This is a genomic window from Globicatella sp. HMSC072A10 (assembly GCF_001811625.1).
Lineage (GTDB): Bacteria > Bacillota > Bacilli > Lactobacillales > Aerococcaceae > Globicatella > Globicatella sanguinis.
In genome coordinates, this window is the sequence record NZ_KV805709.1 from 1 (window position 1) to 11,710 (window position 11,710).

Here is an 11,710-nt window from a genome sequence, read left to right on the forward strand (position 1 = left end):
TCTTGTGGGGACCCACAAAAAGTTGTAGAGCCATTTAAAACCATATGAAAAGCCGAGAAGCATCTCATTTTGAAATGTTTCTCGGCTTTTTCTCTGGACTTTTTATTCCAGTTTATAAATATTTTTTTAGTCTTGTACAGAGAATGGTAATAATCCCATAATTCTTGCACGTTTAATGGCTAATGTTAAAGCACGTTGATGTTTTGCACATGTACCAGTTACACGACGAGGTAAAATTTTACCTTTTTCTGATACAAAACGTTTTAATAATTCAACATCTTTGTAATCTGGGTGATCAATATGGTTTGCACAGAAAAAACATACTTTTCTTCTGCGTCTTCCTCCACGACGTTGTGCCATGTTTTATTCCTCCTTAAATTCTATTAAAATGGTAAATCGTCCTCAGAAATATCAACCGATGATCCATTGAAATCCTCAAATGGAGAAGATGATTGATTAAAATCATTATTGAACGAATAGTTATTTTGTTGACTTGTTTGATTATTATAATTTGAATTTCCAAAGTTAGATGATGCTGGACCTTGATCATTTCTTTGTGATCTTGATTCTACAAAATAGAAATTATTTACATAAACTTCTGTTGTGTAAACTCTTTGGCCTTGTTGATTTTCATAACTACCTGTACGGATATTACCATCTACAGCAATTTTAGTCCCTTTTTGTGCATAGCGAGCTAAAATGTCTGCGGCACCGCGCCAAATAGTACAATTAATAAAATCGGCATCATATTCACCTTGTTTATTTTTATAGTTACGATCGACAGCAAGTGTAAAACGGCCTACTGAATCACCTTGCGGTGTTTTTCTTAAGTCAATATCACGAGTTAGACGTCCAATCAATTGTACATTATTCATAACAAGGTCCTCCTTTGAAATGTTTCACGTGAAACAAATTAGTCTTCAATTTTAACAATCATGTGACGTAAAATGTCACGGTTGATTAAAGCTAAACGAGCGAATTCGTCGATACCTTTTGCATCAGAAGCTTCAACGTTTACTAAGTGGTAAATACCTTCTTTATAATCGTTAATTTCGTATGCGAAGCGTCTTTTCGCCCAGTCTTTAGATTCAACAACTGTCGTACCATTGTCTGTTAGAATTTTATCGAAACGCTCAACTAATTCTTTTTTAGCGTCATCGTTTAAGTCAGGACGAATGATATATAAAATTTCATATTTTGTTGTTTGACTCATTACTGTATACCTCCTTTTGGTCTTTTGGCTCTATTCAAGATAGAGCAAGGAGCGATAGCAAATTAATGCTAATTACTCACATTTATTAATTATACCGTGAAATGATTTCTATTTCAATACCTTTTTATCAGATGTTGAAAAATGGTTATTCTTCTAATTCTGAATCATTTTCAGCAATTATGTCGTCGTTTTCTTCCATACCCTCATCATTAGCAGATTCTAGTGTTGCAACATCTTCTGCCTCATCATCTGTTTTGATGATTTTTGTAATAGAACTTACTATCGCATTATCATCGACTCTTATCATTTTTACCCCTAAAGTGGCTCTAGAGGTTTGAGAAATACTATCAACATTGAATCGAATAATAACCCCTTGGTCGGTCATTAACATTAAATCTTCAGCTTCTGGATTATCAATTGTTACGATACCCGCGAGTTTACCACTTTTCTCACTAATATTAGAAGTTTTAACTCCTAATCCACCACGGTTTTTAATGCTATATTCAGTAGCTGCTGTACGTTTACCATAACCTTTTTCAGTGACAACTAAGACCTCACTGTCTGGTTTTAATAAAGCGGCCCCTACAACATAGTCGCCTTCGCGTAATTTCACACCACGAACACCCGTTGCTGTTCGTCCCATTACACGTACATCTTCTTCATTGAAAGCCATCGCATTGGCGTTATGAGTACCAATAATAATATTTTCACCACCATTGGTTACTAGGACTTTGATTAACTCATCTTCCTCACGCATATTAATCGCACGTAACCCATTATTGCGGATACTTGTAAATTCATTTGCATCAGAACGTTTCACGACACCCTGTTTCGTCACAAAGAATAAGTATTTATCGGTTTCATTTCCTTCTGAACGAACTTTAATCATTTCTTTAACATATTCATCTTTTTCAATATTAATTAAATTAACAATCGGTAATCCTTTAGCTGTTCGTCCATATTCCGGAATGTCATAACCTTTGGTGCGGTATACTTTTCCTAAATTCGTAAAGAAGAGGAGAGTATCATGTGTAGAACATGAAATTAATGATTGAATTTCATCATCATCGGTTAATCCCATCCCTTTTACGCCTCGACCACCACGATTTTGTACTTGGAATTCATCTTGGGTCATACGTTTAATATAACCATTGGTTGTTAATGCAATTAAAACATCTTCTTCTTCAATTAAATCTTCATCATCAATATTAGTTAATTCTCCAATACGTAATTCCGTACGACGTTCATCGTCAAATCTTAATTTAATATCCGCTAATTCATCTTCTATAATCTCAAGAACGCGCGTTTCATTTGCTAAAATATCTGTTAAATCTTGAATTAATGCAATTAAATCATCATATTCTTTATCGATTTTTTCACGTTCTAAACCAGTTAAACGAACCAAACGCATATCTAAAATCGCTTGCGCTTGAATAGGTGTTAAATTAAAACGTTCAATTAAAGTATTTTTAGCTATTTCCGCTTCTCTTGAACCGCGAATAATTGCAATTACTTCATCGATTACATCTAAAGCAATACGTAATCCTTCTAAGATATGCGCGCGGTCTTCTGCTTTACGTTTTTCAAAAGCAGTACGACGACGAATAACTTCAACTTGATGGTCTAAATATTTTTCTAAGATTTCTTTTAAAGAAAGTACTTTTGGAACACCTTTATCAATGGCTAGCATATTAAATCCAAAAGATACTTGTAAAGCTGTATATTTATATAAATTATTTAAAACGACATTGGCACTGGTGTCTCGTCTGACATCAATAACAATCCGCATACCTTCACGGCCTGATTCATCAGCAACATAAGTAATACCTTCGATACGCTTTTCTCTGGCTAATTCAGCAATTCTTTCAACAACTTTTGCTTTATTTACACCATAAGGAATTTCAGTTACAACAATTCGTTCGCGATCATTTGAAAGTTGTTCAATTTCTACTCGTGAACGAATAATTATTTTTCCTTTGCCGGTTTCATAAGCTTTGCGAATACCTGATTTACCCATTACGATAGCGCCTGTAGGAAAATCCGGACCAGGTAATACTTCCATTAATTCATTGACTGTTACCTCAGGGTTTCTCATTAATAAATTTAAAGCATCAATTACTTCACCAAGGTTATGCGGAGGGATGTTGGTTGCCATCCCAACAGCAATCCCACTTGTTCCATTCACTAATAAATTAGGGAAGCGTGCAGGTAATACAACGGGTTCTTTCTCTTCTTGAGAGTAGTTTTCTTGAAAATCAATCGTATCTTTATTGATGTCTTTCAACATCTCTAGGGCAATTTTACTCATTCTTGCTTCTGTGTAACGCATCGCAGCGGCACCATCTCCATCGACAGAACCAAAGTTCCCGTGACCATCGACTAACATTTGTCGATAGCTGAAAGGTTGGGCCATCCGGACCATTGCTTCATAGATAGCAGAGTCACCGTGTGGGTGATATTTCCCCATAACATCCCCAACAATCCGCGCTGATTTTTTATAAGGTTTATCAGGTGTTACGCCTAATTCATTCATTCCATAAAGAATACGACGATGAACCGGTTTTAATCCGTCACGAACATCGGGAACCGCACGAGCCACAATAACACTCATCGCATAATCTAAGAATGAATTACGCATTTCGTCTGGTAAATTTATCGTTTCGAAATCTCTTTTTTGATCAAACAATTCACTCATTCATTATTTTTTCCTTTCTATTCGTTTTCTAGATATCTAAGTTCTTAACAAAAACAGCATTTTCTTCTATAAAATTACGACGTGGTCCTACTTCGTCCCCCATTAACATGTCCATAACTTGATCTGCTTCACGCGCATCTTCAACTGACACTCTTAACATACGGCGATTTTCTGGATTCATTGTCGTTTCCCATAATTGTTCATAATTCATTTCTCCAAGACCTTTATAACGTTGTAAAGAATAACGTGCATCAGGGTTTTCTTTTTGCCATTCGCGTAATTCTTCTTCTGTTGCGATATACATTTCTTTTTTACCTTGTTTAATTTGATACAAAGGCGGTTGGGCAATATACACATAACCTGCATCTAATAAAGGACGCATGTAGCGGAAAACTAGCGTTAATAATAGCGTACGAATATGAGCGCCATCGACATCGGCATCGGTCATAATAATTAATTTATGATAACGAGCTTTGGCAACATCAAATTCACCACCAAAACCAGTTCCCATTGCCGTAAATAATGAACGTATCTCTTCATTATTTAAAATTTTATCCATCGAAGCTTTTTCAACATTTAAAATTTTTCCTCGTATTGGTAGGATGGCTTGGAACATTCTCGAACGTCCTTGTTTAGCTGATCCCCCAGCAGAATCCCCCTCGACAATAAACAATTCAGATTGTTCAGGGTCTTTGCTTGAACAGTCTGCCAATTTTCCTGGTAAATTAGCAATCTCTAGAACATTCTTTTTACGGGTCATTTCTCGTGCACGTTTAGCTGCCATTCTTGCTTTAGCAGCTAAAATACCTTTATCTACAATAACTCGAGCAATTTTAGGATTTTCCATTAAAAATTGTTCAAAACCAGCAGAGAAAATCCGGTCCGTAATGGTTCTCACTTCAGAATTACCTAATTTAGTTTTGGTTTGTCCTTCAAATTGTGGATCTGGATGCTTAACTGACAAAATTAAAGTGAGTCCTTCACGCACGTCTTCACCACTTAAATTTTCATCGTTATCTTTAAGCAAATTAGACTTTCTTGCATAATCATTGATGACACGGGTTAAAGCCGTTTTAAAGCCAGCTTCGTGCGTTCCACCTTCGTGTGTATGAATGTTATTTGCAAATGATAAAATATTGGTATGATAAGAATCAGTGTACTGCATCGCAATTTCTACTTGAATGCCTTCGGCTTCATCTTCTAAATAAATGGGATTTTCTACAATTGCCTGTTTATTTTCATTTAAATATTCAACATAGCTTTTAATCCCACCTTCGTAATGGAAGCTATCCTCTTGCTCACGTTCATCACGAACGTCTGTAATAGTCAGTCTCAATCCTTTATTTAAGAATGCTAACTCACGTACTCTTTGCATTAATTTAGTATAATTAAAATCAATCGTCTCTCTAAAAATAGTAGGATCTGGTAAAAAGTTTACACGTGTTCCCGTTTCAGTTGATTCACCTACTTCGGTTAAATCGTTTAATATTTTTCCGCGTTCAAATTTTTGTTGATAAATCTTGCCATTTCTTGACACTTCAACCGTTAAATAAGAAGAAAGGGCATTAACAACAGAAGCACCTACCCCGTGAAGTCCTCCAGAAACTTTATAACCGCCACCGCCGAATTTACCACCCGCATGTAAGACAGTAAACACTGTTTCAACAGCTGGTCTACCTGTCTTGGCTTGAATATCAATTGGGATACCACGTCCATTATCGATGACAGTGACACTATTATCTTTTTCAATAATGACTTCAATATGTGTACAATATCCTGCCAAAGCCTCATCAATTGAGTTATCGACAATTTCCCATACTAAATGATGTAACCCTTCACCACTTGTTGAACCAATATACATCCCTGGTCTTTTTCTAACGGCTTCAAGTCCTTCTAGAACTTGTATCTGATCAGCATTATATTGTTGTTGTTCTGTCATTTTATTACTCCTTATCTGGTTGAATTATTTCATTATTGATTGAAACAGAGCCCTTTTTTATATAGAAAATTTGCGGGTCCTCTAATTGATGTATTTTTAGCCCATGTATCGTTGCAGTAGTTAAAAAAGTTTGCACTTTCCCTTCAATTTGTTGCATAAGTAACAACTGTCTTTGATCGTCTAATTCCGATAAAACGTCATCTAGCAGTAAGATAGGATATTCCCCGCGAATTTGATTAAACAACTCAATTTCGGCTAATTTAATACTTAAAACAATCGTTCGTTGTTGTCCTTGAGAACCAAAAAATTGAGCAGGCTGATTATTAATATAAAATATTAAATCATCTCGATGGGGGCCATAAGCTGTCACACCCGTTTCTTTTTCTCTTTTAAGAGATTGCTTGAAGAGGGTTGTCAATTGTTGCGATAAAGTTGAAAGGGAATCATAATCTAATTTTGAACTACTTGCCTGATATTTAAGTGATAATTGATCACGCTCATTTGATAATTGATAATGAATAGGAAAGGCTAATTTTTCTAATTGTTGAATAAATTGCGCACGATATTGAATAACTTTTGTTGCTTTTTCAATTAATTGCGTTGTGAGGACATCAAAAAATAGTTCATCGAATTGTTTAGAATAACCAAATTGTTTTAAATACTGATTACGTTGTTTTAAGATTCGATTATACTGCTGTAGTTCATTTAAATAGACCGGTTGTGATTGTCCAATTTCGACATCTAAGAAACGTCTACGAAGTGAAGGAGAACCTTTTATTAATTGCATATCTTCTGGAGCAAATAAAATTACATTCAATTGACCAACAAATTGACTTAATCTCGCTTGCTCAATGTGGTTAATTTTAGCAATTTTTCCTTTTTTATTTAAAATAATTTCTAATGGAAATTCATAAGATTTATTTTCTACAATGGCTTTAACAATGGCATGTTCTTCATCCCAAAAAACCATTTCTTGGTCACGATTAGTACGATGGCTTTTTGCTAAAGACAATAAAAAAATTGCCTCAAGGAGGTTGGTTTTACCTTGGGCATTCTCTCCTGTTAAGATAATTAATCCATCATTAAATTCTAGTTTTGCATGGCGATAGTTACGATAATTAATTAATTCAATTTCTTTAATTTTCATATTTTTGTATTGGAGATGAAATCGTTACTTCAAGATTTTCATTTAAAAATGAAATCACATCTCCATTATATAATTTTTTACCTCTTCGATTTTCAGGTTCGCCATTTAAGGTTACCGGAAATTCACTTAGATACCATTTAGCCATACCACCGCTTGAAATAATGGATTCAAACTTTAATAATTGACCTAAAGTTATAAATTCCTCTTCAATTTTAATTATCTTTTTCTCCATGAACTCACCTATTCATTCTATTATTTCTTGTCAATCTTATAATTAGCTATATCTTAAATTATACATCTTTTATCGTAAAATCACAAATAATTCTAAAAAAAAAGGCCCTAATACAAAAGGAAGTAAATTTAGTATGTTTTGTTTATTTAACCTTATTATTAAAAATAAGTATCTTTTTTTTAATAATAAAGCATCGAAGAATAATTTTCCCTAAAAGAAAACGTTTTATTTCGAAAAAGTAAAAATTCCTCGCATTCTCCAATTAAAAAGTTTATGATATAATAATAACAATTCATTATTAAAGGAGAAGATTGTGAAATATAAAATTTTTACTTTGTTTTTACTTTTGTCAAGTGTCTTATGCGTTTCGAATATTCAAGCACAATCTGAGACTACTTATCATTTACCAGATGTTGAGGATATTCGCCCAAGTGACGATTCGATAACCATTGATCAATTGATTAAAGAATTGCCAGAATCAGCGAGTATAGACGATCCTTTATTATTTTTAGTCAACCGCGATAATTTATTAGAATATGATCCTTACATTCCATTTGTTTATTCTGAAAATGGCCAACCCTATCACGAAGCAATGGCTACCCCTTTAGCTGAAATGCGTGCAGCTGCTGCTGAGGTAGGTTATTATTATAATTTCATTTCAGGATATCGCAGTATTGCTGAACAAGCTTTTAACTATGAAAGTCGATTTAATAGTTATTTATACGAAGGTTATAGTGAAGCCGATGCTCAATACATGACAGATCAGTATGTTGCACCAAGTAATGGCAGTGAACATACTACTGGATTAGCGGTAGATTTATTAGGGGCTGAATTTGGTTATGAATTATATGTGAGTTACCAATATGAACCCTCAGCTCAATGGTTAGCTGAAAATGCTCATCATTATGGTTTTATATTAAGATATTTAGAAGGTAAAACGGACATTACTAAAATAAATTTTGAACCTTGGCATTTTAGATATGTCGGCGTTGAACACGCTGAATTTATCCATAAACATGGTTTGGTTTTAGAAGAATATATTGCCTTGATTCAAGAACGTGATAGTCGTCAAGAGCTAGATTAAAATTAAATATAATAAAATTAACGGTATTAAGAGAATGAAGATAATCTTCAATAAAGCTACTCTTAATACCGTTTTTTATTTGTAAAATAACAGAGCATAAGCATAAATTGTACATTTAAAAAAGGGAGTGGGCATAAACTTGATAAATTTAATTAAGATTATTGTTAGTTAATTAAAAGCGCAGTGGTTGAGTGGCCTCAATCTGCGTCTTAAGGACTTGTTTGAGACCAACTCAACTGTGCGGGGAAAGACTTGTTTAAGACCTACTCAACTGTGCGGGGGTGGACAAACGAAGCGAAAATTATTCAAATTTCTACTTCTGGTCTACTTCCATTCTCATTAATTATTATTTTAATGTGTACGAATCGGAGTTAATAATTGTAATAGACGATTATTTTCAATTTCACTTGGTGTGTCTAACTGTAATAATAAGGGTCTTACAGCTGATTGCATCTGAAGAGAAATATCAGAACCATCAAATGATTTTAATGCATCTTTCATATAGTCTGGGTTAAAGGATATCTTAATATCTTTTCCTTCGATTTTTTTAGTTTCAATCACTTCCGCAACTTTTCCTAATTCGTTGCCACGAACAGATAATACCACTTCTCTATTTTCAATCGTCATTTGTACGACATTACTGCTTCCTTCACGTGACATTAATGAAGCGCGATCAATCGCATTTAAAAACTCAGTTGAATTCACTACAATTTCACTTTGATATTCTGTTGGTATTAAACGCTCGGCATCAGGATACATTCCTTCTAATAATCTAGAGTAAATAGTAACGTCATTTAGTAAGAAAATAACTTGTTGTTGAGAAATAATCATCGTTAAATCTTGTTCATCTTCTGCAATACGCATTAATTCTAACATTGTTTTTTTAGGTATAGTAATCGATTCGAATTCAGTTTCGCTTACTTCATTAGTAAACGGCATTTCTCGTTTACTTAATCGATGGCTATCGGTTGCGATAGCTGAAACAAATGAACCTTTATTAATGAGATGAAGTCCAGTTAAGATAGGTCTACTCTCTTGATTTGAAGCAGAAAAGATTGTTTGATTAATTAATTGTTTAAAAATAGTAGAAGGTAAATTAATACCGTTTGTAGTTTCTACTGTTGGTAATTTAGGATAAGCGTCACCTGCAACGCCAATCACATTAAATGTTGCTTGACCAGATGTTATGGTAGCTGTATATTGATCGTTTACTTCAATTGTTAATTTATTAGTCGGTAATTTGCGGATAATTTCATTAAATAAGCGTGCAGGTAATACCACACTACCTGTTTTTTCAATTTCTAATTCATTTAAATCATCGTTTACTGAAATAATACTTTCAATAGAAATTTCAGAATCACTACCAATTAATATTAATTGATTATTGGTTAATTCTAATTTAACTCCAGTTAAAATAGGAATCGTGGATTTACCTGGTATAGCTCGAGTTACATTTGATAATTGATTTAAAAAGATAGATCGTTTAATAGAAAATTTCATTTGGAACTCCTTTAATAATATATAGTTTATTATATATATAATAGTATTAGTAATAAGTGCTGTTGATTATGTTGATAAATCATGGTAGAGCTTATTATAAACGCATTCTACCTGTCTAAAACTATGTGGATTGTCTCTTGATATCTTTAAAAGTTATCCACAGGTTAATTTTTTAGCCTTTGTTTTAATTCTTTTACTTCTTGTCTTACTTGTGGATCTGATTCAATTAATTCGGCTATTTTTTCGTATCCATGCATCACAGTAGTGTGATTTTTATTTCCAAAATCTTCTCCGATTTTTGGATAAGATAAATCAGTTAGTTCACGTGATAAATACATCGCAACTTGACGTGGAAACACAATATTTTTCACCCGTTTTGAACCTTTGATATCATCAGCTGTAATGGAATAAAACTTAGCGACAGTTGTAATAATATCATTGATATTCGTTTCCTTTTCAGTAGTAGAACCAATTAAGGCATTTAGGGCTTTTGCTGCTAAATTAGTGGTAATTTCTTCCCCACTTATAGCTGCATAGGCAATAACTCTTAATAAAGCTCCCTCTAACTCACGAATATTTGAATCCACATTATTAGCAATATAAGTTAAGGCTTCTGAGTTAATATCTAAATTATCATTTAAAGCTTTTTTTCTTAAAATCGCAATTCGAGTTTCTAAATCAGGAGGGGTAATATCGGTAGATAAGCCCCACTTAAATCGAGAAATTAAGCGTTCTTCTAAGCTATCAATATTGTTAGGGAGACGATCACATGTTAAAACGATTTGTTTTCCAGCATTGAACAAATCATTAAAAGTGTGGAAAAATTCTTCTTGTGTTTTATCCTTTTTGGATAAGAACTGAATATCATCCATTAAAAGTACGTCAATATCATCACGATACATTTTTTTAAATTGTTCGGTCTTATTATGGGTAATACTATTAATGAAATCATTGGTAAAGGTCTCAGTCGTTGCATATTTGATCCGTGCATTAGGATTTTTTCGTTTAATTTCGTTACCAATTGCGTGCATCAAATGCGTTTTACCTAAACCAACACCGCCATAAATAAGAAATGGATTATAAGTTTTCCCAGGACTATCACATACGGCTAAAGCTGCACCGTTTGCCATTTTATTATCTTCACCAACAACAAATGTATCAAAGGTATAATTTGGATTTAAACCAGAAGCATAGTTATTCCCTTTAACAGGGTTCATACTAGGGGGTTCGACTGGAAAATCAATATTCGCGACCTCACCTACCACGATGAAAATAGGCGAAATTTCTCTACCATAATATTCCAAACTATATTGAAGGATATAGCCAGCTAAATGTTTTTCCCATCGCGTTTTGATTAAATTATTGGGAACTGTTAGAGAAATAGTGTCTTCTGTAATTCTAGATGGTTTAACTGGTTTAACCCAATTAGAAAAAGAAGAATCTGATAAAATTTCTTGTAAATATTTCGTGACACCTTGCCAAAATTCTTCTTTATCAATCATTTCTTCACCTCACTTAATAATTTACTTTGTAAGTAAAATTATAACATAAATTGTGGATAACTATGATAATAGAATCATCCACATTTAAACAAAAGAGTTATCAACATGTTAATAAAAAATGTGGATAACTGTTTATAAGCCAATAATTTCCACAAGGTTCTGTGGATAATATGAAACTAACGAGCTTATTATAACACATATTGTTAGAGTTATGCACAGAAATTGTGGATAAATAATTTAAAAATATTCGACCTGTTTATATGTGCATAATTGTGTAAAAAGATGTGCAAATCCCGCAATAAAAAAGGAGTTGTGCACAAAGCAATGATGATCTGTTGATAACTTTATTGAAATATTAAAAAAATGTGGCAAATTTCAAGTTTAAATTAGCCAGCGTA

General features: G+C 33.3%; 10 protein-coding genes. 1 reads left to right on the forward strand and 9 read right to left on the reverse strand.

Annotation, left to right across the window (positions count from 1 at the left end):
* Window positions 1–126 precede the first annotated feature (126 nt).
* The 7 genes from rpsR to yaaA all read right to left on the reverse strand — a co-directional run bounded on the left by rpsR (window position 127) and on the right by yaaA (window position 7,226).
* Window positions 127–360, reverse strand: coding sequence for a 30S ribosomal protein S18 (rpsR, locus tag HMPREF2811_RS04975; RefSeq protein WP_066126588.1), 234 nt, complete (start codon window positions 358–360; stop codon window positions 127–129).
* Window positions 361–383: 23 nt separating this feature from the next.
* The gene (ssb, locus tag HMPREF2811_RS04980) at window positions 384–875 is read right to left on the reverse strand and encodes a single-stranded DNA-binding protein (protein ID WP_071408362.1); all 492 of its coding nucleotides are present in this window, start codon (window positions 873–875) and stop codon (window positions 384–386) included.
* Between the two features lie 38 nt (window positions 876–913).
* Window positions 914–1,213 (reverse strand): 30S ribosomal protein S6, encoded by a 300-nt coding sequence (gene rpsF / locus HMPREF2811_RS04985; RefSeq protein WP_066126585.1) that lies wholly within the window; start codon window positions 1,211–1,213, stop codon window positions 914–916.
* A 145-nt stretch (window positions 1,214–1,358) separates the two neighbouring features.
* On the reverse strand, window positions 1,359–3,908 hold the full coding sequence (gene gyrA, locus HMPREF2811_RS04990; protein ID WP_071408363.1) for a DNA gyrase subunit A: 2,550 nt from the start codon (window positions 3,906–3,908) through the stop codon (window positions 1,359–1,361).
* Window positions 3,909–3,936: 28 nt separating this feature from the next.
* A complete protein-coding gene (gene gyrB, locus HMPREF2811_RS04995; protein WP_071408364.1) occupies window positions 3,937–5,847 on the reverse strand; it encodes a DNA topoisomerase (ATP-hydrolyzing) subunit B in 1,911 nt (636 codons plus the stop codon).
* A 4-nt stretch (window positions 5,848–5,851) separates the two neighbouring features.
* Window positions 5,852–6,994: a DNA replication/repair protein RecF gene (gene recF, locus HMPREF2811_RS05000; RefSeq protein ID WP_071408365.1), complete on the reverse strand. Its 1,143-nt coding sequence runs from the start codon at window positions 6,992–6,994 to the stop codon at window positions 5,852–5,854.
* A complete protein-coding gene (gene yaaA, locus HMPREF2811_RS05005; RefSeq protein WP_071408366.1) occupies window positions 6,984–7,226 on the reverse strand; it encodes a S4 domain-containing protein YaaA in 243 nt (80 codons plus the stop codon). Before yaaA ends, recF begins: the two co-directional genes overlap by 11 nt.
* A 313-nt stretch (window positions 7,227–7,539) precedes the next feature.
* Between yaaA and HMPREF2811_RS05010 the strand changes: the two genes are divergently transcribed.
* Complete coding sequence (locus tag HMPREF2811_RS05010; RefSeq protein WP_071408367.1) at window positions 7,540–8,310, forward strand: M15 family metallopeptidase; 771 nt, start codon at window positions 7,540–7,542, stop codon at window positions 8,308–8,310.
* 351 nt (window positions 8,311–8,661) lie between these two features.
* Here HMPREF2811_RS05010 and dnaN read toward each other — a convergent pair whose 3' ends face one another.
* Window positions 8,662–9,810 carry a DNA polymerase III subunit beta gene (gene dnaN, locus HMPREF2811_RS05015; protein ID WP_071408368.1) on the reverse strand — a complete coding sequence of 383 codons (1,149 nt, stop codon included), beginning with the start codon at window positions 9,808–9,810 and terminating at the stop codon, window positions 8,662–8,664.
* Between the two features lie 164 nt (window positions 9,811–9,974).
* On the reverse strand, window positions 9,975–11,312 hold the full coding sequence (gene dnaA / locus HMPREF2811_RS05020) for a chromosomal replication initiator protein DnaA (protein WP_071408369.1): 1,338 nt from the start codon (window positions 11,310–11,312) through the stop codon (window positions 9,975–9,977).
* Window positions 11,313–11,710 lie beyond the last annotated feature (398 nt).

Coding starts and splice junctions, on each gene's coding strand:
- rpsR (WP_066126588.1), bottom strand. CDS start 360: ATGGCACAACGTCGTGGAGGAAGACGCAGAAGAAAAGTATGTTTTTTC.
- ssb (WP_071408362.1), bottom strand. CDS start 875: ATGAATAATGTACAATTGATTGGACGTCTAACTCGTGATATTGACTTA.
- rpsF (WP_066126585.1), bottom strand. CDS start 1,213: ATGAGTCAAACAACAAAATATGAAATTTTATATATCATTCGTCCTGAC.
- gyrA (WP_071408363.1), bottom strand. CDS start 3,908: ATGAGTGAATTGTTTGATCAAAAAAGAGATTTCGAAACGATAAATTTA.
- gyrB (WP_071408364.1), bottom strand. CDS start 5,847: ATGACAGAACAACAACAATATAATGCTGATCAGATACAAGTTCTAGAA.
- recF (WP_071408365.1), bottom strand. CDS start 6,994: ATGAAAATTAAAGAAATTGAATTAATTAATTATCGTAACTATCGCCAT.
- yaaA (WP_071408366.1), bottom strand. CDS start 7,226: ATGGAGAAAAAGATAATTAAAATTGAAGAGGAATTTATAACTTTAGGT.
- dnaN (WP_071408368.1), bottom strand. CDS start 9,810: ATGAAATTTTCTATTAAACGATCTATCTTTTTAAATCAATTATCAAAT.
- dnaA (WP_071408369.1), bottom strand. CDS start 11,312: ATGATTGATAAAGAAGAATTTTGGCAAGGTGTCACGAAATATTTACAA.